Annotated in this window: 21 protein-coding genes and 2 pseudogenes; all 23 read left to right on the top strand. The window is 51.0% G+C overall.

Going from position 1 to position 22,559, the window contains the following annotated elements; genetic code table 11:
* Positions 1-121 precede the first annotated feature (121 nt).
* Positions 122-1,000, top strand: coding sequence for a PucR family transcriptional regulator ligand-binding domain-containing protein (locus ACYC56_RS01190; protein ID WP_461372345.1), 879 nt, complete (start codon positions 122-124; stop codon positions 998-1,000).
* Positions 927-1,976, top strand: a pseudogene (locus tag ACYC56_RS01185) (nitrogenase component 1); the annotation flags it as partial. The gene ACYC56_RS01190 and the pseudogene ACYC56_RS01185, both read left to right, overlap by 74 nt.
* A 9-nt stretch (positions 1,977-1,985) precedes the next feature.
* Positions 1,986-3,492: pseudogene (gene nifK, locus ACYC56_RS01180) on the top strand (nitrogenase molybdenum-iron protein subunit beta).
* Between the two features lie 84 nt (positions 3,493-3,576).
* Entirely contained in the window at positions 3,577-5,046 is a 1,470-nt protein-coding gene (gene nifE / locus ACYC56_RS01175; RefSeq protein WP_461372344.1) for a nitrogenase iron-molybdenum cofactor biosynthesis protein NifE, read from the top strand.
* A 3-nt stretch (positions 5,047-5,049) separates the two neighbouring features.
* Entirely contained in the window at positions 5,050-6,195 is a 1,146-nt protein-coding gene (locus ACYC56_RS01170; RefSeq protein ID WP_461372343.1) for a nitrogenase component 1, read from the top strand.
* A 5-nt stretch (positions 6,196-6,200) separates the two neighbouring features.
* Positions 6,201-6,596: a nitrogen fixation protein NifX gene (gene nifX / locus ACYC56_RS01165; protein ID WP_461372342.1), complete on the top strand. Its 396-nt coding sequence runs from the start codon at positions 6,201-6,203 to the stop codon at positions 6,594-6,596.
* A gap of 40 nt (positions 6,597-6,636) precedes the next feature.
* The gene (locus ACYC56_RS01160; protein ID WP_461372341.1) at positions 6,637-6,954 is read left to right on the top strand and encodes a P-II family nitrogen regulator; all 318 of its coding nucleotides are present in this window, start codon (positions 6,637-6,639) and stop codon (positions 6,952-6,954) included.
* Positions 6,951-7,367 carry a P-II family nitrogen regulator gene (locus tag ACYC56_RS01155; RefSeq protein WP_461372340.1) on the top strand — a complete coding sequence of 139 codons (417 nt, stop codon included), beginning with the start codon at positions 6,951-6,953 and terminating at the stop codon, positions 7,365-7,367. Before ACYC56_RS01160 ends, ACYC56_RS01155 begins: the two co-directional genes overlap by 4 nt.
* A gap of 31 nt (positions 7,368-7,398) precedes the next feature.
* Positions 7,399-7,677, top strand: a complete 279-nt coding sequence (gene fdxB, locus ACYC56_RS01150; RefSeq protein WP_461372339.1) for a ferredoxin III, nif-specific — start codon at positions 7,399-7,401, stop codon at positions 7,675-7,677.
* A gap of 331 nt (positions 7,678-8,008) precedes the next feature.
* The gene (locus ACYC56_RS01145) at positions 8,009-8,848 is read left to right on the top strand and encodes a radical SAM protein (protein WP_461372338.1); all 840 of its coding nucleotides are present in this window, start codon (positions 8,009-8,011) and stop codon (positions 8,846-8,848) included.
* Positions 8,849-8,873: 25 nt separating this feature from the next.
* A complete protein-coding gene (gene modA, locus ACYC56_RS01140) occupies positions 8,874-9,761 on the top strand; it encodes a molybdate ABC transporter substrate-binding protein (RefSeq protein ID WP_461372337.1) in 888 nt (295 codons plus the stop codon).
* A 24-nt stretch (positions 9,762-9,785) separates the two neighbouring features.
* On the top strand, positions 9,786-10,448 hold the full coding sequence (gene modB / locus ACYC56_RS01135; protein WP_461372336.1) for a molybdate ABC transporter permease subunit: 663 nt from the start codon (positions 9,786-9,788) through the stop codon (positions 10,446-10,448).
* Positions 10,449-10,452: 4 nt separating this feature from the next.
* Complete coding sequence (locus tag ACYC56_RS01130) at positions 10,453-11,190, top strand: ABC transporter ATP-binding protein (protein ID WP_461372356.1); 738 nt, start codon at positions 10,453-10,455, stop codon at positions 11,188-11,190.
* A 75-nt stretch (positions 11,191-11,265) separates the two neighbouring features.
* A complete protein-coding gene (gene polA / locus ACYC56_RS01125; RefSeq protein ID WP_461372335.1) occupies positions 11,266-13,920 on the top strand; it encodes a DNA polymerase I in 2,655 nt (884 codons plus the stop codon).
* A gap of 453 nt (positions 13,921-14,373) precedes the next feature.
* Positions 14,374-15,879 (top strand): 30S ribosomal protein S1, encoded by a 1,506-nt coding sequence (gene rpsA, locus ACYC56_RS01120; RefSeq protein ID WP_461372355.1) that lies wholly within the window; start codon positions 14,374-14,376, stop codon positions 15,877-15,879.
* 133 nt (positions 15,880-16,012) lie between these two features.
* Entirely contained in the window at positions 16,013-16,612 is a 600-nt protein-coding gene (gene coaE / locus ACYC56_RS01115) for a dephospho-CoA kinase (RefSeq protein WP_461372334.1), read from the top strand.
* A 57-nt stretch (positions 16,613-16,669) separates the two neighbouring features.
* Positions 16,670-17,347 carry a lytic transglycosylase domain-containing protein gene (locus ACYC56_RS01110; RefSeq protein ID WP_461372333.1) on the top strand — a complete coding sequence of 226 codons (678 nt, stop codon included), beginning with the start codon at positions 16,670-16,672 and terminating at the stop codon, positions 17,345-17,347.
* A gap of 170 nt (positions 17,348-17,517) precedes the next feature.
* The gene (locus tag ACYC56_RS01105) at positions 17,518-18,291 is read left to right on the top strand and encodes a flagellar brake protein (protein ID WP_461372332.1); all 774 of its coding nucleotides are present in this window, start codon (positions 17,518-17,520) and stop codon (positions 18,289-18,291) included.
* A gap of 61 nt (positions 18,292-18,352) precedes the next feature.
* Positions 18,353-20,377 (top strand): excinuclease ABC subunit UvrB, encoded by a 2,025-nt coding sequence (uvrB, locus tag ACYC56_RS01100; protein WP_461372331.1) that lies wholly within the window; start codon positions 18,353-18,355, stop codon positions 20,375-20,377.
* Entirely contained in the window at positions 20,377-20,787 is a 411-nt protein-coding gene (locus ACYC56_RS01095) for a hypothetical protein (protein WP_461372330.1), read from the top strand. The genes uvrB and ACYC56_RS01095 overlap by 1 nt, the downstream gene beginning before the upstream one ends.
* Before the next feature lie 79 nt (positions 20,788-20,866).
* The gene (mntA, locus tag ACYC56_RS01090) at positions 20,867-21,298 is read left to right on the top strand and encodes a type VII toxin-antitoxin system MntA family adenylyltransferase antitoxin (RefSeq protein ID WP_461372329.1); all 432 of its coding nucleotides are present in this window, start codon (positions 20,867-20,869) and stop codon (positions 21,296-21,298) included.
* On the top strand, positions 21,291-21,719 hold the full coding sequence (gene hepT / locus ACYC56_RS01085; RefSeq protein ID WP_461372328.1) for a type VII toxin-antitoxin system HepT family RNase toxin: 429 nt from the start codon (positions 21,291-21,293) through the stop codon (positions 21,717-21,719). The genes mntA and hepT overlap by 8 nt, the downstream gene beginning before the upstream one ends.
* A 387-nt stretch (positions 21,720-22,106) precedes the next feature.
* Positions 22,107-22,559 (top strand): RCC1 domain-containing protein (locus tag ACYC56_RS01080; protein ID WP_461372327.1); only part of this gene is annotated, 453 nt, incomplete at its 3' end.

The raw sequence follows: 22,559 nt of genomic DNA, 5'->3' as shown, positions 1-22,559 counted from the left end.
CGCTCGCGATGGTTATATTTAACACCCCCTTCACATCCGGGAAACATTTCGGAAACACCCCTATCGTACACTTTATACACGAGTACAAATTACGGCATGTTGTTACGTTGAGGGGCCGGCTATGCTATCCATTAACGAGATCATCAGAACCAAAAGCTTTAAAGATGCGCGGCTTTTAACGGATGTCGATCTTACTACACCGGTTATCGGCTCGGTTACGGTCGGCGAGGTTCCGGATATCGCGCAGTGGCTGACCGGCGGGGAGATGGTGCTGTCGACGCTATTTTCTGCGCGGGAGGCGGGGGATGAGAAGTTCGAGACCGTGCGAAATATCATCAACAGCCCGGCCGGCGCGCTTGTCGTTAAGCTGGGGCGGTTTGTCGAACGCCTACCCGACGATATTGTTTCGCTCGCCAAAGAGAAGCGCTTTCCCATAATTTCTTTACCGCCCGAGGTTCGCTGGACAAACGTTATCATGGATATCTCACGTTTGCTCGGGCAGCGGGAACTGGCAAAGCTTACATGGCTGGAAGAGGTCAGGCAGCAGTTCGGCAAAATCGCAACCGGTGATGGGGACCTCTCGGCCATTGCGAAAATGCTATCCGGCCTGATCGGGTGCGGGGTTGTTATTGAGGACCTGGTAGGTGGGGTTGTTGCCAGAAGCGATGGAGCGAACGAGGACGTAACCAAAAGCAGACTTATGTTCGAGCTTGATGATGGACGCGACCTGTGCGGTTATCTGGCAGTCTATGCGGATGAGGCCGGTGACGCCGGCGGGTTTGACGAGTCACAGCTATTGGCGGTCGAGAAGGCGGTCGAGGCGGCGAATATCGAGATGTCGAAAGTCAGAGCATCCATCGATGCCGAGATGCGCCTCATGGGTAATCTGTTTTCGCTACTCAACAGCGGGAACCTGACAGGCGAGCAGGGCTCTGGACGCCGCAATGCACGAACTCAAAGGGCTCTTCCCGCTCGCAAACGGAATCGGTGTCTTATCTGAGTGCCCGGTCGGTCTTATCGGGGACGATATAGAGGCCGTATCGAGAAAGGTGGCAGAGGATCTCGAAATCCCGGTTGTTCCGGTACGATGCGAGGGATTCAGGGGCGTGAGCCAGTCGCTCGGTCATCATATCGCAAACGACACGATCAGGGACTATATATTAGGCAAGGGCGGCGAGCTAAGCGAATCGACTCCGTATGATGTGAACCTTATCGGTGATTACAACATCGGTGGAGACGGCTGGTCCTCCCGAAAGATTCTTGAAGAGATGGGCCTGCGCGTTATAGCCCAGTGGACGGGTGACGCATCGGTCAACGAGATGAAGATAGCATCAAAAGCGAAGATGAAGCTCATCCACTGTTACCGCTCCATGAACTATATATGCAGGCACATGGAAGAAGAATACGGGATACCGTGGCATGAGTTTAACTTCTTTGGGCCGACCAAAATCTACGAGAGCATACGCAAGATCGCCGCATTATTCGATGAGAAAATCCAGGAAAATGCGGAGAAAGTTATCGAGAAATACAAGCCGATGATGGATGCGGTGCTCGAGGAGTATAAGCCCAAGCTTGAAGGAAAGACGGTAGTGCTCTATGTAGGCGGGCTAAGGCCGCGACATACGGTGGGCGCTTATGAAGACCTCGGCATGGAGATCGTTGGAACCGGATACGAGTTCGGACACAACGACGATTACAACAGGACATACCCGGTTATGCCGGAAGGCGCGATAATCATGGACGGCGCCACCTCATATGAGTTGGAGGAGTTCACCTACAGGCCCAGGCCCGACATGATCGGCGCCGGTATCAAGGAGAAATACAACTACCACAAAATGGGCGTGCCGTTCAGGCAGATGCATTCGTGGGATTACTCGGGGCCGTATCACGGTTTCGATGGGTTCCCGGTGTTTGCAAGGGATATGGACATGACGGTAAACAACCCGACGTGGGCTTTGATTCGCAAGAAAAGGTAGGTGAGAACTATGAAAGTATTCGACCATAACGAACTTTTCAAGCAGCTGGAATATGTGGAGCAGTTTGAGAACAAAAAACAATTCGAAGGCATGGCCTCCGATGAGAAGGTCAAAGAGATTGAAGAGTGGACGAAGACCGAAGAGTACAAAGAACTGAACTTCGCCCGCAAAAACATCAAGATCAATCCGGTGAAAGCATGTCAGCCGTTAGGGGCGCTGCTATGCGCCGGCGGATTTGAGCGCACCTTGCCCTTCGTGCAGGGGGCGCAGGGGTGTACGGCATATTTCAGGAGTCATTTGGCCAGGCATTTTAAAGAGCCAAGCGTTGCCGTCTCATCATCGATGACCGAGGATGCGGCCGTATTCGGTGGCCTCAATAATATGCTCGAGGGTCTGGAGAATGCGTATACGCTCTACACCCCGAAAATGCTCACGGTTTTCACGACCTGCATGGCCGAAGTCATCGGCGACGATTTGAATTGCATATATAAAATCGGCGCGTGACAAGGGTATTATCCCGAAGGACCTGCCGGTACCGTTTGCGCATACCCCAAGCTTCGTCGGGTCACATATTACCGGCTACGACGGCATGATGAAGGGAATCCTCGGCACTGTTACCGCCGGCAAAAAAGGTGAGCCGAACGGAAAGCTCAATATTATCCCCGGTTTCGATACCTATACGGGCAATTACAGGGAGATCAAGAGGCTCCTTGATATCATGGGCGTCGAACACACGATACTTGGCGATATAAGCGACGTATACGATTCACCAAATACCGGCGAATACAAGATGTACCCTGGCGGCACGCCCCTCGCCGATGCGGCGGATGCGGTTAATGCAGCGGGGACTATCGCGCTGCAGAGGTACTCCACTCAAAAAACGATGGATTTTATCAAGACCGAATGGGTGCAGAAGACGGCGGTCGTTACGCCGATCGGCATAAGAAATACCGACAAGTTCTTTGAAGAGGTAAGCAAAACCACCGGAAAGCCGGTCCCGCAAGAGATCGAAGACGAGCGGGGCAGGGCGGTAGATGCGATGGTAGACTCACACCCGTATGTACACGGCAAGAAGTTTGCCCTAACAGGCGATCCGGATCTCTTGCTCGGATTAATCAGCCTCCTCATGGAGATGGGCGGGTATCCGACTCACATTGTATGCACTAACGGCGACAAGAAATTCAAAGCAGAAGCCGAAGAGCTTCTAAGCCAAAGTCCGTATGGTGTTCACGGGCAGATATATAACGGCAAAGACTCATGGCACCTGCGCTCTCTCATGTTTACCGAACCCGTCGATCTGCTGATCGGAAACTCGTATATGAAGTACCTCTGGAGAGACGTCGGCACCCCGCTCGTAAGAATCGGGTTCCCATTATTCGACCGTCACCATCTTCACAGGTACCCGATCGTCGGTTACCAGGGCGTGTTAAATATCGTAAGCATGATCGTCAACACGGTGCTCGATGAGATGGATAGAGAAAGCTTGTACACATCCAGCTTCGATGTTATTAGATAACCGGTGAATGGTGTGGGTCGAGAGAGTGGGCTCTAGGTTTAATTCTGGATTCTGACTCCTGACTCCTGGCTTCTTAAAAAGGAGGTGAACAATATGCAAACAAGTTTAAATAAACTAACCGAGACAGGCTGTAACGTAGAAAAGAAGGATAAGCTTTGCAGATCGAGGGGCGGGGAATCGTGTGCTTTCGATGGTGCGATGATCGTGTTGCAGCCGATTGCGGATACGGCGCATATCGTTCACGGTCCGATCACGTGCGCCGGCAATTCCTGGGAAGGAAGGGGCTCGCTCTCATCAAAGGGCGACCTCCACAGGATGGGCTTTACCACCGACATGAACGAAATGGATATCGTCTACGGCTCGGACGAAAAGCTGTTCAACGCCATCATAGAAACATACCATTCCGTGAAGCCGAAGGCGATCTTTGTTTACGTCACATGCGTAAGCGGCCTTATCGGCGAAGACATCGAAGCTATCTGCACTAAAGCGGAAGCGTTCCTGAATTCCCAAGTTCGCGTTATCCCGGTCAATGCGCCGGGGTTCGTGGGGCCGAAAAACCTCGGTAACAGGATAGCGGGTGAAGTTTTGCTCGACCACGTGATCGGCACAGGCGAACCCGAAGTTACCACTGATTATGATATAAACCTTATCGGTGAGTACAATATTGCCGGTGACCTGTGGCTGATAGAGCAGGTATTAGAGGCCGCAGGTATCAGGGTGCTTTCGCGCATTACGGGTGATGCTGCCTACGAGGAGATAACCCATGCGCACAGGGCGAGACTTAACGTTGTCGTCTGCAGCCGCGCCCTCATCAACGTAGCAAAAGAGATGGAGCGCACCTACGGTATCCCGTACGTCGAGGTCTCCTTCTTTGGAAAGACCGAGATGTCGAAAGCCCTGCGAGCCATCGCCTCCGAATTAGCCGAACAAAACCCACAGCTTCCGATACTCGATAACGTCGAAGCGGTTATCGAGCGGCAAGAAGAGATGTTTGCACGGCGGGTTCAGACCTACAATCACCTCAAAGGAAAACGGGCTGTTCTCTACACCGGAGGTGTCAGGAGCTGGTCGCTCATCTCGGCGCTGCGCGACCTCGGGATCGAGATCGTTGCGGTCGGGACAAAGAAGAGCACCTTCGAGGACGAGCAGAAGATGCGCGGGCTTCTGGGGGCCGGTGCGCCCTTAGTGGAGGACGTAGCGGCGAAAAATCTCCTCGCGCTCATCCGCGAAGGAGAGGCCGATATGCTCATCGCCGGAGGACGAAACCAGTATCTCGCTATGAAAGAGGCCATCCCGTTTGTGGATGTCAACCAGGAGCGGCACATTGCTTATGCCGGTTATTCCGGTCTTATACAGCTCGCAGAGCAAATAGCCAACAGCATGAAGTTCTTTGATATCCAATCAAGCACGACGAATACTTCTTGCGGGGCACGGAATGTTGAAGAAGTCCCTCATGGGTCACAAACACTTACGCAGCCCGTGCCCCGCACTACCAATATCTTAATAAATCCATTGAAGCATTCCCCATCCATCGGTGCTGCGATTGCGCTATAGGGTGTGCATAATGCACTCCCGGTCATCCATGGCGCCCAGGGCTGCAGCTTCTTAGCAAAGGTACTTCTCACCAAGCACTTCAGGGAGCCGATCAGTTTAGCGAGCACTAAGCTTTTAACCGAAGACGTCGTCATGGGAGACGAAGAAACGCTGGCGAATGTGGTCAAGGGGTTTGCGGATAAGAACGATCCCGATGTGATCGCAATCATAAGTTCCGGCTTATCTGAAGTCAAGGGAGACGATGTTTCAAGCGTAATAAAGAACAAGATCACTTCTTCAAGGTCGAAGCCGGCCATTATCCATATACCGACCGTCGATTATCGAGGAGGTCTCGAAGACGGTTACGCAAAGGCCGTCGAAGGGCTCCTTATCCTGGCGGGCAATATAGTATTCCCTGTTTCGGAGCAACAAGCTAAGAAGCAGGTCAATGTGCTGGCAGGCCCGCATCTTACGCCGGCCGATTTTACGGAACTCAGGGAGATAATCGAATCATTCGATCTTCACCCCATATTTCTCCCTGACTTGTCGTGTCTCGATGGGAGCAGGCAAGATTTCACGGCCCTTACCTCGGGCGGTACCAGAACGAGCGAAATCAGGGCGATGGGTGTGTCCTCGTTTACCCTGGCCGTTGGAGCCAGCATGGATGCGCCCGCCCGGGGATTGCGCGACAGATTTCGTATAGACTACCAGGTTTTTGAGAGTATCTCGGGCCTAGAGGATACGAACCGCTTTATGCAGGCACTTTCACAACTTAGCGGACAATCCATCCCGCGAAAACACGAGCGCAATAGAAATATCCTCATAGACGGGATGAGGGACGCCCATTTTTATTACGGTGGCGCGCATTTTTGCCTTGCGCTAGAGCCGGACCTCACCGTGCAAACAGCCCGTTGGATTCACGAAATGGGAGCTGAAATCGAGTATGCACCCCAAGACCTTCATTCCATAAACGATGATTGTGATTTGCTGATTTCCAGTTCTCATGGTGAGGATACGGCGCACAGGCTTGGCATCCCGTTATATCAATTAGGGTTCCCGGTTTACAAAGTCCTTGGAAATACTACAAAGGTGACCATCGGTTACAAGGGAACCATGACGCTTATCAATGAAGTGGGAACGCTACTGGCCCACGAAAGACCAAGGAGGTGACCCTCATGAAGATAGCATTCGCGACGACAGACGGGATTACCGTAGATGAGCATTTTGGCAGAGCCGGGTTGTTCTGCGTCTATGAGATCTCTCCCGCAGGATTTGAGTTTGTCGAGCAAAGAAGATTTGCCGACGGCAGGGATAACGCCGTCGAAGAGAGCAAGGGTAACGAGCTGGAGCACGACAACGTGATGCGAAACAAGGTGGAGCAGCTCTGCGACTGCAAGCTCATCTATTTCACGAACATCGGCAGCCCATCCGCCGCCCGTCTGGTTAACAAAGGTTTGATGCCGATCAAGGTCAAGCAAGAGGTCCCGATCGAGCAAGAACTTGGAAAGCTTTTGACCACCATTCAAAACTCACCCCCGCCATGGCTTAAACGGTTGGTTGGCGCCGAGTAATATAATACCACTATACCTTTCACGTTAGGAGGAATGAGAAATGAAGATGATCCGAGCGTTTATACGGCCGGAAAAAGAGCAAGAGGTAGTCCTCGCCCTGGAGGGTGCCGGGTTTCCCTCGCTTACAAAAATGCCGGTATTCGGACGAGGAAAGCAAAAAGGCCTGCAGGTTGGCCCTGTTCATTACGGCGAGCTTCCCAAGACTTTGATCATGACCGTTGTCGACGATGAGGATGCGGAGAGAGTGCTTACTCTTATCCAGGATAAGACCCGCACCGGTTTCATTGGAGACGGCAAGGTGTTTGTAAGTCATGTGGAGCAGGCGTTTACGGTTAGGACCGGGGAGGCTGCACTATGAAAGAGATCACTGCGGTCATTAGAAGGGATAAACTGCCCGAGACAAAACAGGTTCTTGATGAGCTTGGTTATCCATCGCTTACCATCCAGAGCGTGGATGGCAGGGGCCGGCAAAAGGGCGATATGTGCGCCGAGATGGATTCCGATATGCCCGACAGCTATTGTACCGGCGTAAAGCTTATGCCGACATCCTCGATATATGTCCTGGAGCACACGTTGCCGAAAATCGCGCTTTACGTGCCGAAGCGGATGCTCACCATGATTGTACCGGACGACCTGGTCAGCACAATCGTAAAATCGATCGTTAAGGTAAACCAGACCGGCAAGCACGGGGACGGCAAGATATTCGTCTCGCCGATAAGCACCGCCGTGAGAATCAGAACCGGCGAGAAAGATGGAGAATCGATCTCTTAAGAGTAGCTCGAGGAGTTGGAGAGGAGGAACAGTGCCTCAAATTATCGGTTGCACAAGAGGCGGGCAGGCATGGACGCCTCGATTTTTAGAATCGATCGATATAGACAAGTGTATCGGGTGCGGGCGTTGCTACAAGGTCTGCGGCCGTGATGTTCTCGAGCTGATCGAAAAGCCCTTCGAGGGCGAAGACGAGTATGGCGACGACCTTGGCAACAAGGTGATGACTGTCGCAAACGCAGATAACTGCATCGGCTGCGAGGCGTGCGCAAAAACATGCACCAAGAGATGCCAGGTGCATGTAGAGATCTAAATACAATTGGATTAAAACAGCCATAGGAGTAAGCGATTCTCAACTCCTATGGCTGTAATTGTTTTAGCGGCTTCGCTTTTAATCCTTTTATCCCTCCGTATAAGTCCCCTTACAGATACTTTGTCCTGTCGTCTAACGATACGCCGGCCCTAAAAACCTACCATAGAAACAACAGAACAAACAGCGGGCAAAGCGTTTGGAGTGATAGATAGTCAAAAGGTTCTTCCCTGGACCCTGGACCCTAAGTAAGAAAGAGGTACTCGACATGATTCCAGTTAAAGCGCAAGGACACCCTTGCTTTGACGAGGCTTCCCACAAAAAGGTGGGGAGAATGCATATACCGGTCGCGCCGGCATGTAATATCCAGTGCCGCTATTGCTACCGGGAGATCGGCAGTTCAGATAACCGTCCGGGCGTGGCCTATAAGATACTAAAGCCCTCCGAAGCACTTGAGGCTGTTGAGCAAGTAATTCGAGAAGATACAAGTATCCATGTGATTGGTGTAGCCGGCCCCGGAGACGCCCTGGCGAACCAGGCAACGTTTAACTCTTTGGCGCTCATTCACAAGAAGTTTCCGTGGTTGAAAAAATGCATCAGCACCAATGGGTTGCGTCTTGAAGAACGGGTGGATGAACTTCTAGCGGTGGGTGTTTCAACCATATCGGTAACCATGAATGCGGTAAATCCGCAGATAGGGCGAGAGTTTTATCAGAAAGTCATCCTTGACGGCCATGTCTACTACAAGAACGCATTTGATATATTGACCGACCGCCAGCTCGCCGGTATCGAGGCTGCATCGCGTAAGGGTCTTGTAGTTAAAATCAACACCGTTTTGGTTCCCGAGTTAAATGGCGACCACATCCCTGAAGTTGCCAAGGCGATGAAGGATTGCGGCGCCAGCCTTATGAATATCATGCCGCTTAAACCCATCGGCGACATGAGCGATTTTCGGCCGCCGACCTGCTTTGAGATCGAAGAGGCCCGGTACAACTCCGGAAAGCACATCGAGCAATTCAGGGTGTGCAAGCAATGCCGCGCCGATGCGGTCGGGATACCGGGGTTGGGAGACAATGCGCCCGCGCACGACCACGGCCACCATTCGCTGGGCGAAGAGTATGGCCCCGGCACGACCCTCACCGATGTCTTTACCGGCGTGCCGCTCTATCATTAAGGGTTTGTCAGAAAGAGGCAGTGCGATGATCGAGAGAAGGGTAATTCAACTAGTATCTACAACACGAGATTACGAACAGCCCGCTAATAGTAAGTGGCTCGGGATATTCTTTGCCTTACTATCGATCATCGCACTGGCCTCGGGATGCACCGGTAAGGCTTTGGAAAAACAGAAAGTTATCGGCAGCCAGCCGGTACAAACAGTGCCCGCCGAGCTTAATGTGTCGGCCGCCGTGAGCCTTAAGGACGCCCTGCAAAAACTCGCTTCAGACTTCGAACGAGAGAACGATGTAAAACTGGTGTTTAACTTCGCCTCGTCGGGTGATTTACAAACCCAAATCGAGCAGGGAGCCCCAGTGGACGTCTTTATCTCGGCGGGCAAAAAGCAAATGGATACCCTCGAAGAAAAGAAACTCATCGATGCGGGCATACGCTCAAGCTTGCTTGGCAACGAACTGGTACTCATCGTTTCTCAAACAAGCAAACAAACCATCGCTAAGATCGAAGAGCTGGCGAAAGCCAAAGATATTAAAAACATCGCAATAGGCATGCCTGAAATTGTCCCCGCAGGTAAATACGCTAAAGAGACATTACAAAAGGCGGGCATATGGGAGAACGCCAAGCCAAAACTGGTCATGGCAAAAGATGTCCGGCAGGTTATCGAGTACGTTGAGACGGGTAACGCCGGTGCAGGTTTTGCATATCGATCGGACGTGAAAGCTTCAGGTAATTCAGGTAAAGTTCAGATTGCTCTGGTTATCCCCGATGCCTACCACTCGCCCATTATCTATCCGATCGCGGTCGTTACAGACACCAAGCAATGTGGGCTTTCGACTAAATTTATCGAGTACCTCAAGAGCATGAGGGCATCAGAGATCTTCAGGGAATTCAACTTTAAGCCTTTAGTTAAATAAAGGATGATTAAGGGATGGAACGGAATGGACGTTTCCGCAATCTGGTTGTCGGTTAAAGTATCAATAATTGCGGTAGCCATAGTGCTTGTGCTCGGCACGTGCCTGGCAACCTGGATGCTGCGCTCTCAGCGCCGGGGGCGGGCGCTTGTTGATTCGGTCGTAATGCTGCCCCTTGTCCTCCCACCATCCGTAGTCGGCTTCCTCTTATTGCTTGCATTCGGAAAGTACGGCCCACTGGGAACCATCCTTGACCGCTTTGGCATCCAGGTCGTGTTCTCCTGGCAATCAGCCGTTATCGTATCAGTAGTGGTCTCACTTCCCTTGATGTACCAATCGGTCAAAACAGCCCTCGAGTCCGTCGACCCTAAGCTCGAGCAGGCGGCACGGATTTTGGGGGCGGGCGAGTTAAAAGTCCTGCGCACCATTACATTTCCGATTGCGTGGCCGGGATTTGTTTCGGGGACGATCATGGTGTTCGCGCGCTCTCTTGGCGAATTCGGCGCCACGTTGATGATTTCAGGCAACATCCCCGGAAAAACGCAGACGATTCCCCTGGCTATTTACTCCGCTTCACAATCAGGGGATATGGCGGGCGCCGGATTCTTGGTATTGATAATAGTCGCAACCAGTTTTTCGCTGGTCTTTGGTTTAGGTATGTGGAAAAAAAGAGCGATTAGGTGGCAGTGATATGATGCTTGAATTACGATTCGATATACAACTCACCACATTTAACCTTGTAGCCGAAATTACCCTCGGCAATGAGATTTTAGCGCTCTGCGGTCCATCGGGCGCCGGCAAAACGACGATTTTGAACTGTATCGCCGGCCTGGTGCAGCCCGCTGCCGGCCAGGTCGAGCTTAATTGCCGCACACTGTTCTCATCGGCTAACGCGATTAACACTGAGCCCGGGCGTAGAAATATAGGGTATGTATTCCAGGACTACGCGCTGTTTCCGCATATGACGGTCGAGCGTAATGTCGCATACGGTCTGGCCGGTACCTATAAAACCAAGGAGAATAAAGCCAAGGTTACCCGCATGCTGGAGTCCATGGCTATCAACCACCTTAAGAACCGCTTTCCGAATCAGTTATCCGGGGGAGAAAAGCAGCGTGTCGCATTGGCCCGGGCGCTCGTGACCGAGCCCGAGCTACTCCTGCTCGACGAGCCTCTTTCAGCGCTCGATTTGGATACCCGCCTTCAGCTCCAATCCGAGCTAAAAGCCCTCCATCGGCAATGGCGCATCCCATTTATCCTCGTAACCCACGACCGCCAGGAAGCCGACATCCTCGGGGATGGTTTTGCCGACCTTTCAATCTGCGATAACGAACACAGATTCGTCTATATGAAATCTCCCGACCGCCCATCCCAACTCACCCATTCACCCGCCCACCAATTCACCGTTCCCGCCGTTTGTCATTCTCCCATATAACCAGTAAAATTGAATGACGAATTACGAACTTCGAATGTCGAATTAATCAAGATCGAGACGGTAGGTACATTACTTTTGAAGAAAAAAATCATCCTCATTGATGCCAACAGCTTGGTTTACAGGGCGTTCTTCGCCCTGCCCACAACGCTTGCAACATCTTCCGGTCAGGTCACCAATGCGGTGTATGGATTTACCAGCATGCTGATAAAGCTACTTAAAGAAGAGAAGCCGGATGTCGTTATAGCGGCGTTCGACAGGGCTGCCCCGACGTTCAGACACGTGAGTTACGACCAGTATAAAGCCCACCGGGACCCCACTCCGAACGAGCTTATCGGACAGTTCCCGATAGTAAAAGAAGTGCTTTCGGTGCTCAACATACCGGTGTTCGAGATGGACGGCTTCGAGGCCGACGACATCCTCGCAACGCTAGCTTCAGAAGCCGAAGCCGAGCATGATGATGTGATCGTCGTCACGGGTGACAAAGACGCCTTCCAGCTTGTGGATAACCATATCCGGGTAATGACCACCAAAAAGGGGATATCCGATATCGTCATCTACGACCGGGAAAAGGTCTACGAGAAGTACGGGGTGACCCCCGAGCAGTTCGCCGATTTTCTGGCGCTCAAAGGCGACACATCCGACAATATCCCGGGCGTGCCGGGTGTTGGCGAGAAGACGGCGGCGAAGCTCATCCAGCAGTTTGGAAGCGTCGAGAACCTGCTGGAACACCTCGATACCGTCGAGAACAAGCGCTGGCGTGAGATGCTCTCGGAGCACGCGGCCGAAGCCGAGCTTTCCAAGATGCTTGCCGTTCTCGACCGGGAGGTTCCCATCGACGTCGATTTCGATAAGTGCAAGCTCGACGGGTGGGATGAAGAGAAGATACGGGCGTTGTTCTCAAAGCTCGAGTTCTTCTCCCTGCTCGACAGGCTTCTAAGCCAGAACAAGCAAAAAACTCACCAAGCCGCCGACTTTCAAATAATCGATATAGCCGGTGATGAGATACTCGCACAGCTTGCCGCCGATGTCGAAGCCAGCGGTCACGTTGCGCTCGCTCTGACATCAGCAGGCGTGAATACGGTCGACCAGCAAATCACATCCATCGCTTTTGCGGTTGGCGAGAGCAAAGTATATACCTGTATCCAGGAAGTTTCCGGCGAGCTGTTCCCGCAAGAGCACACCTCGCTCCCAATCGAGCAGGCACTGGCGCTTGCAAAACCATACCTTGAATCGAAATCAATCAGCAAAACGGGGCACGACCTTAAACGAATACAGCTCGCGCTTTGGAACGCCCGCATAAAGCCGCAGGCATTAAACTTCGATACCATGATCGCCGCGTATCTGCTCAATCCCGAGCGCTCCGACTATCCGATAGACGAGCTTGCCGCGATCAACCTTGGGATTTCGGTCGCCGCCGAAAATGAGCGCGACCGTCTCGCAAATGAGGCCATCGCCAATTTCAGGCTTAAGGCGAAACTCGAGGAACAACTTAAGGAAAAAGAACTCCTTAAGCTCTTCGAAGAAGTCGAGATGCCGCTCGTTCCCGTTCTCGCACGAATGGAGCACGAAGGCGTCGGCCTCGATACCGATTACCTGGAAGACCTCTCGAAGGAAGTCGGTATGTTCCTCGAGAACATCGAAAACGAGATTTTCTCCCTGGCAGGCCAGGAGTTTAATATCAATTCGCCGCAGCAACTCGGCTTTATCCTTTTTGAGAAGCTCGGTTTGCCCACGGCAAAAAAGACGAAAACCGGGTACTCCACGGATGCCAACGTGCTCCATAAGCTCGTTACCGTGCATCCGATAGTCGAGAAGATCATCGCCTTCAGAGAACTGGCAAAGCTCAAGTCGACCTACATCGACGCCCTGCCCAAACTTATCAACCCAAAGACCGGCAAGCTTCACACATCGTTCAACCAGACGGTCACCACGACGGGGCGATTGAGCAGCAGCAACCCTAATTTGCAGAATATCCCGGTGCGCACCGAACTGGGGCAGCGAATACGCGAGGCGTTTATCCCGTCGAACCCCGGGGATATCTTTATGGCGGCGGATTACTCGCAAATCGAGCTGCGCCTGCTCGCTCATTACTCCGAGGAAGAGGCATTACTGGAGGCGTTTATAGCGGGCATGGACATCCACGAGGCGACCGCCATGCAGGTTTTCGGCGTCCTTCCCGAGCAGGTCACATCGCAAATGCGACGGATGGCCAAAGTCGTCAACTTCGGCGTTCTTTACGGGATGAGCCCGTTCGGCCTTGCGGATCGCCTGAATATCCCGCTCGCTGATGCCAGGACGTTTATCAACCAATACTTTAAGAGCCTCCCGAAAGTCGAAGAATTTATAAAGAAGACGATTGAAGAGGCGACCAGAAAAGGTTACGTCGAGACATTATTGGGAAGAAGAAGATATATCCCCGAACTTAAGAGCGGCAACACAAAGATCAGAAGCCTGGGTGAGAGATTTGCGGTAAATGCACCCCTTCAGGGTACCGCAGCCGATATAATCAAGCTGGCAATGGTGCGTATTGACAAACAAATAGAAGAAGAAAACCTGCAGACAAAAATGGTCCTCCAAGTACACGATGAACTCATCTTTGAAGTGCCCGAACACGAGCGAGAGATAGCGGCGAACCTTATCGATGTCATGATGGAGAACGCATATCCGCTAAAAGTAAGACTAAAAGTTGAGACTTCCATAGGGTATAATTGGAAAGAGGCTACGAAGTAAACTCGCTAAAAACGAGTTTACAGAGATTTCTAATCCCTGAATTCTTCTTTCTTGGGGGCTGCAGCAGGGCTTTTAGTACTTAAAGCACCAAGAATTAATGTATGATAATGCCAAAAACACCTATTTTATAGGTAGATAACTACAAAATTAAGTAAATAGAATTGCCAAATTGCTTAATATAACTTAAGCTATAAGAGCAATTAAAGTAAAAAGCGTTTTAATTAGAGGAATAGTTGCCAGGCAAGCGGCCAGCCGCATGGATAGAAAGGAAAAGCGAGTTGAAGGCAGACTAGCCAAGTTAGTCTTTTCCGGCCCCGAAAAAGGGTGATCCATAAAGTCCATAGATAGACGCGCCTGCAACCACCTCTGGTGGTATTTTATTTTTTGAGACGCTAATTTGGGAGGTTTCTATTAATGTCGGAAAAAGAACCAGTTGAAAACCACGAGAGCTATATGATGGTAAACGAGGCCGGAGTGCTCGTGCCCGATTACGATCAAACCATCAAAATTTTTGATGACGGTGATATAGTTGTCGGCGAGGTTGTGAAGGTCGATAGGGATGAGGTGTTGGTGGATATCGGATACAAATCCGAAGGCGCTATCCCTGCACGCGAGCTATCGATCAGGCCTGATGTCGATCCGGGCGAAGTTGTAAAGGTTGGTGATCGCATCGAGGCCCTGGTTCTTCAAAAAGAAGACAAAGACGGCCGTCTCATCCTTTCAAAGAAACGCGCCGAGTACGAAAAGGCATGGGGAAGAATCGAAGACATCGCCAAGTCGGAAGAGAAAATATCCGGCCGGGTTATCGAGGTCGTTAAGGGCGGATTGATCATTGACATCGGTCTACGTGGCTTCCTCCCGGCGTCGCTTGTCGATATCAGGCGCACAAAAGACCTGACACAGTTCATCGGTCAGGATATGGAATGTAAGATCATTGAGATGGATAGGAACCGCAATAACGTCGTCCTATCCAGGCGTGCAGTTCTCGAGCTGGAGAAAAAGCACGAGAAAGGCAAGATTCTCGAGAAGATCGAAAAAGGAGCGGTACTTGAAGGCAAGATTTCAAGTATCGTTGATTTTGGAGCCTTTGTTGACCTTGGCGGCATCGACGGCCTCATCCACATCTCAGAGTTATGCTGGGATCACATCGACCATCCATCAGAGGTAGTCGCGGTTGGCGACGATGTAAAAGTCCAAGTCCTCAATGTTGAATTTGATAAGGAAAGAATTTCCCTCGGCTTGCGGCAAACCCAGGAAGACCCGTGGAAAGAGAGAGCGGGCAAGTACTCGATTGGACAGCTCATAAACGGTACGATCACAAAGCTGGTCCCGTTTGGCGCATTCGTTCAGATCGAAGAAGGCCTTGAGGGTCTCATCCATATCTCCGAGCTTGCCTATAAGCATATAGAAATGCCGGAAGAGATAGTCAAAGTCGGCGATGGCGTCGATTCGAAGATCGTCGGTATTGATTTCGATCGCAGAAGGGTAAGCCTCAGCATCAAGCAAACCCAGGAGCCACCGGTCGATGAGACAAAAACGGAGCATGTAAAGGCCGAAGCAGTAGCGGAAACCGTAACGGAAACCGCTGCCGAAGAAGCCGAAGAGGTTGAAGAAGCTGTAGAAGCTGTAGTTGAAGCCGCTGAAACGATTATAGAGACCGAGGAAACCATCGCATGTGCGGGCGAGGCCGTTGAGGAAATCATCGAGGTCGTAAGCGATTCCGAAGACGAACCCGAGCTAACGGTCGTCGAGGAAATAATCCCGATCGATCAGGTAGAGGTTGTAGTAGAGGTTGAAGCCGAGACAGCGACAGAGGCCCCGGCGGTAACAGAAGCCGTCGAGCAACCCGAAGACGCCGGCGCTATTGAAGAAGAAACCGACTCCGCAGACCCGGATTCCCTTGAAGGAGTCCTAAAACAAATGAAAGCAGCTCAAGCCAAGAAAACCCCCGCGGAATAACGGCTTAGGCAATAAAGTAATAAATTACGATTATTAAGCAGAGGGCTTTGCACAAGCAGAGCCCCCTTTTTTTGGTTATAATAGTAACCGGGAGAAGAACAAAGGCCTGCCGGAAGAGTCCCAGGAGCACGACATGAAAGTCATCGGTATAACAGGAGCCATAGGATCGGGAAAATCAACGGTAGCCTTACTCTTAAAAGAGAAGGGCGCAGTTGTTATCGATGCCGACCAGGTCGCCCGCGAGGCGGTCGAGCCGGGAAAATCGGCGTGGAAGCAGGTCGTCGATTATTTCGGTGAAGGTATTCTTCTTCCCGGCGGGGAAATAAATAGGCGCGAACTAGGAAAGAGAGTCTTCGGACATCCTGAAGAACTCGCCCGTCTCAACGAAATAATCCATCCGTATGTAATAGCGGAAATAGACCGCAGGGTCGAGCGGCTTAAAAGCGAGTTTAAGAACGGCCAAGCGGTGGTCATCGATGTTCCGCTGTTATTTGAAGCCGGCATGCACACGCACTGCGACCTCACGGTTGCAGTCACCGCTACCGGTGAAATAAGGATGGAAAGGCTGCTGGAGAGGGGAATGTCGCGAGCTGAAATCGAGCGGCGTATGGAATCCCAAGAAGGCAAAGACATCCTGGAACAACAGGCCGATGTTATCATTGAAAATAACGGTACTCCAGCCGAGTTAAAAGAAAAGGTAAATGAGCTCTGGAAGCGTATCCAAAACAACTAAAGCATATTAGAATTAACAAATGAGCGGTAACTTATACTACGAGCCAGCAATTAATATATGAAAGCAATAAAATTCGCAGTAACGATTTTAATTCTATTGACGGTTGCTTTTCTGTGGTATCGGTGGTCAAATCCAGATAAGTGGGAACACATCCTGTATCCCCTTGAATACCAGGACCTGATAAGCGAGGCAAGCGCAAAATACTCCATAGACCCCTATCTCGTGTGCGGGATCATCTATGTGGAGAGCAAATTCGACCCGTTCTCAGAATCCCAGGCAGGAGCAATCGGTCTCATGCAGGTTATGCCCGGCACGGGAACTTGGGTTGCAAAAAAACAAGGTAGAACGTTTAATCCTGATAACCTTACAAGCCCGGAGGTAAATATCGATATGGGCTGCTGGTACTTCAACTACCTGCGCTCAAAATACGGCGATGAGAAGCTTGCGCTTGCGGCATATAACTCCGGCTATAAAAATGTCGACCGTTGGTTGAAGCAAGCGGGTTCGGGGACCGTTGAAGATCTGGTGACCAAGATTCCGTTCAAAGAAACACGCATGTTTATCCAGCGCGTTGAGGCGGCCCGGGATATGTACGAGAAGGTATACCCAAAAGAATTTACCACCAGTAAACCATCGAGTAGAGCCCAACGGCAAAAAAACAGCGCTATACCCCTTAAGCGCAATGCCAATCTCTCCGTCATACGGGCTAAAAGAGCTGGTTATTCCACAAACTAACCTATTCTGGCTATCTCAAGCACTACCCGTTAGCTGCCGATATCTCTATTATGTCTGATGAACAAACCCCAACCATAGATGAAATATGACCAGAGTTTGCAGAGCTTGCTAAGCCCGGTGTAACCGTTAGGCTTGAGAACGCAGATACAGCTGCGCTCTATAAATTTGTTTTGGCCTTGCAAGACAAGACGATTATTTGCAAGGCCGTCGAGCGCCCGATTATGCACGGGTGCGATGTCGGTGGCCTGCTGACCGTTGTGCGCCCGACCGACGATGGAAGCTGTGCAATGCCCGTTAAGGTTGCAGCCATCGGCGATAAAGCCGAGATAATCGCCATTATTCCAATCGGAAAACCGCAGCGGATACAACGTCGGGCTTTCCCAAGGATTAGGACGGACAGCGGTATTCAAGTCAAGCTTCAATTTGATAACCAGGTCAACCGCTATAAAGGCTTAAAAGTTTACGATGTCAGCGGTGGCGGCATCGGCGTAACGATCTACTCGAGAAATCCAATTGAGGCCGGCCATCGTACACGACTTGAAATCGAGCTGAACTCGTTAAAGAGCAACAAGATTAGGGTACGCGGTGAAGTCGTCCACTGCAGCTCAAAAAGCCCGGGTGCAACTGAATACCTGCTCGGCATCAAATTCACGGAGATAGACCAGAGAGACCAGCACAAGATCATCGAATTTGTCGCCGGGGAGCAACGACGCCAGGAGGAGCAAGACCAACACCAGAAACACCTCGATGAGCAGAGGGCCGTAGCTGAGGAAAAACTCAAACAAGCCAATGATAAGCAACCAAAGCAAGGCCAGGCAGGCAGGGCACAGCAGGGACAGATAAATAAACCGCAGCAGGCCGAAGCTGATAAACCCGGGACCGAGTCCGATAAACCCGAGGCCGAAGCTACCCCGCAACCGCCGGCGACCGCCAAGAGCGCCTAGCACGCTATGCCAGCCATTGCCGAGTGCAAACATTCCCTAAATCCCGTAAAATGAATGAATAATGAATGGATTTAAGATCGAAGCTCCCTATGAACCAAAGGGAGACCAACCCAACGCAATCAAAAAACTAGTAGACGGCGTTACAGCGGGCATGGATTACCAGACCCTTCTCGGCGTTACGGGCTCGGGTAAAACCTATACGATGGCCAACGTGATCGAAAATATCGGAAAGCCGTCGCTCATCATCGCCCCGAACAAAACGCTCGCCGCTCAGCTGTGCAACGAGTTCAAATACTTCTTCCCAAATAACGCGGTCGAGTATTTCGTGAGCTACTACGATTATTACCAACCCGAAGCGTATATCCCGCACACCGACACCTACATCGAGAAAGACTCCTCGATAAACGAAGAGATAGATAAATTGCGCCACGCCGCGACAAGCTCGCTGTTCACTCGAAAAGATGTCGTTATCGTGGCATCGGTCTCATGCATTTACGGTTTGGGATCGCCGGAGGATTACCAAGCGACCGTCGTGTTTCTGGGCGTCGCTCAAGATTACAACCTTGATGACATCCTCAAGAAGCTGGTAAAGATCAAGTACCAGCGAAACGATATCAATTTCACTCGCGGCACGTTTAGGGTGCGGGGGGATGTCCTTGAGATATTCCCGGCCTACGATGAGCTGGCGATTCGCGTCGAGTTTTTCGGGGATACCGTCGAGCGCATTATCACCATCGACCCTTTGACGGGGGAGATGATGAAAGCGCACGATCATATGCAGATTTATCCGGCAACCCACTTCGTTACCATCGAAGAGAAAATCGAGCGCGCCCTGCTCTCGATTGCGAACGAGCTTGACGAGCGCTTATTCGAGCTGAAAGACCAGGGTAAGCTTTTAGAGGCGCAGCGTCTTGAGCAGCGCACCAAATACGACCTTGAGATGATCAGGGAAGTCGGCTACTGCAACGGCATTGAGAACTATTCAAGGCACTTCTCCGGCAAAGCGCCCGGCGAGGCCCCGGATACGTTGCTCGATTACTTCCCGGATGACTTGCTCGTCATGATCGATGAGTCCCACATAACGATACCGCAGCTCAACGGCATGTATAACGGTGACAGGGCCCGCAAGCAAACGCTGGTCGACCACGGCTTCAGGCTCCCGTCGGCGGTGGATAACCGTCCGTTAAAATTCCAGGAGTTTATCGGGAAAGTGCCGCAAATCGTATTCGTCAGCGCAACTCCAGGTCCATTTGAAGGGAACGTCTCGCAACAAACGGCCGAGCAAATCATCCGCCCGACAGGTCTTATCGATCCGGAAGTGATAGTGATGCCGACAAAGGGCCAGATCGACGACCTTTTGGATAAGATACGCGAGCGCACCAAAAAGACCGAGCGCGTTCTGGTCACGACGCTGACCAAGAAAATGTCCGAGGACCTGACGGACTACCTCATGGAGGCCGGCGTAAAGGTACGCTATCTGCACTCGGATATCGATACGCTCGAGCGCGTGAAGATCCTAACCGACCTTCGCCTCGGCGAATTCGACGTCCTCGTCGGCATCAACCTGCTGCGCGAGGGCCTTGACCTGCCGGAGGTATCCCTGGTGGCCATTCTGGACGCCGACAAAGAAGGCTTCCTGCGCTCAGAGCGAAGCCTCATCCAGACCATCGGACGCGCCGCCCGAAACGTAAGCGGCCAGGTTATAATGTATGCGGATACGGTAACCGATTCGATGAGCCGCGCCATCAACGAGACAAATAGAAGGCGCAAGATCCAGATGGAGTATAACCGCGAGCACGGCATCGAGCCGCAGACCATCCGTAAAGCAGTAACGGATATCATACAATCCGTGGTTGCGGAATCCGGTAACTTATATAGACCGCGCGAGCACGGCGATGCGATAAAGAGAATCCCCCGCGAAGAACTCGAAGCCCTTGTGCTTGCCATCGAAGAAGAAATGCGCGCCTCTGCCGAGAGGCTCGACTTCGAACAGGCCGCCCTGCTCCGCGACGAAGTATTCGAACTCCGAAAAGACCTCGATGCTATGGGCGGCGTCAAAAAGCCGCACCTGAGGGTCGTGAAGTAATGACCGCATCCAAGTATCCAAAAGAGTTCGAAGTCGCAATCGGCGGTTGCTTCGGTCCATCCTTTGTTGTCAGACTTATGGACGGCAAGCTGATGTACGAAAAATCGCCGGGTCTTTATACCCTGGCCCCAGCCATAGAGATCCAACCAACACCGGAGCAATGGGACCGGTTTTGGACCGAAGTAGAAAGAATCGGCGTCTGGAACTGGGTGCCCTACTACGAACAACGCTCCACCCATGGCGAAGACGGCGACCACTGGTTTGTTCACCTTTCGCTAGGCGACCGCTCCATGTTATCCGAAGGCGATAACTGCTACCCGGGCCAGATGGATCAATCGGGCTCGTCACAACCATTCAAACAGTTTCTTGAAGCCCTTCGTGAACTCCTCGGCGGAGCTGAGATCTGGTAGGACCTTTCATAATGTAATCATCCGCCAATTGAATCCGCAAACGGGTTAAGCTATAGTTATGTCACAGATAGGTGGATTTATGATTATAATAGAAAACCTTATAAAAACAATAAAACAAACGGTTGAGGTAGATCGAAGCATTTCACTTGCCTACCTTTTTGGCTCGGTTATCACAGGTAAATTACACCCTGAAAGTGATATCGATATCGGAATCCTGTTCGATTCGTGTCCCGATCGTGCAACGTGCGCACGGGAGGCCCTCTCATTAAGCAACCGTATTGCGAAAGAGCTTGAGACGGATAAAATCGATCTGGTAGTTCTTAATACTGCGGACCCTCTTTTGATGTTCGAGGTAGCCACAAAAGGCATGCCGGTCTACGAGCGCCAGCAGGGATTGGCCAGCACCTTTAAACTAAAAGCCATAAAAATGCACATGGATGCAGCAAAGTTCTTCGAGCTTGATAAGCGCGCTATCAAAAAGTTCCTTGGGGAGATGAAGCCGGGTGCTTGATACCGAGTTAATAAGAAGAAAGCTGGTTTCACTCCAGGGATATTTAAAAGAATTAAAACAGCTATCGGATATATCATTTGAAGAATACGAGCGTGATTTTACCAAGCGAAGAGCCATAGAACGATTAATACAACTCATTGTAGAGACTGCTTCAGACATTAATGCGCACGTTGTAACCGAAGAAACTGGAACCCCACCCAAGGACTATTATTCGTCGTTTGTGCGGGCAGCAGATTCAGGTCTAATCTCCCGAAACCTGGCCGAACGACTAGCTCCCTCTGCAGGTTTACGAAACAGGCTTGTTCATGAGTACGAAGCCTTACGAGACGAGATAGTTTTCGAAAGCATACAACATGCGATAATCGATTACGTTGATTTCGTGCAAGAGGTTGAGAATTTCCTCGAAGCAAAGCATGCTTAGCAAACAACCCCTATCAGTAAATAAGAATCATACCCAATATACTTAAGCAGCCGCTTGACTTTTATGCGACACTAACATAATACTACCAATAGGATACAAAGATATCACAATTCATCCTATCGCATGTATAACATCTTCAACATCCAACTCGCAAGAGTTTCAATAATCAGCACTTATACGGTTTGGAGGGGCAACTGAGCTAGTATAACTGACCTTTATTAAGGCTGGTTTTTGCACCCCACCAATAAATAACCCAGGTTAAGCTACTAAACAATTAAACCTTTACTGCATGAAAATATCTACACGTAAGGAGGAATTGCAAGACGACGAGTCTATCGCAAGAAATGGTTTTTTTGAATTGGTCTTCTTCTAAAGAAAGGACAATGTATGAGAGAATTATTAAACAAATTTAGCCTGTGTGATATGCAGCCAAAGAGGTTATCATACCTATTGGCATTGTTTATCATTATTGTGTTTTTTGGCACGTTAACGGTGGCTTCTGCGAATGAGGCTACGCAGTCTGTTGCCCCGCAGATTGCAAGTGGTGGATATCATGCACTAGCACTTGCCTCGGATGGAACAGTCTGGGGGTGGGGAAATAATATGTATGGTCAACTTGGCAATGGTAGCACCACGACTGATACCCCAATTAGAACCCCTGTGCGGGTTATCAGTATCACCGGAGTAACCGCCATTGCAGCTGGGTATTGCTACTCCTTGGCTCTTACCTCAGACGGGAAAGTTTGGGCATGGGGACAGAACAATTATGGTCAGCTTGGTAACAGCACAACTACAAATAGCTCAATCCCGGTACAGGTTAGCGGCCTTACCGGAGTAATT

The organism is Candidatus Aquicultor sp. (assembly GCF_054640775.1).
Note: the sequence above shows the minus strand (reverse complement) of the source record. Positions and strands in the feature narration are given on the sequence as shown.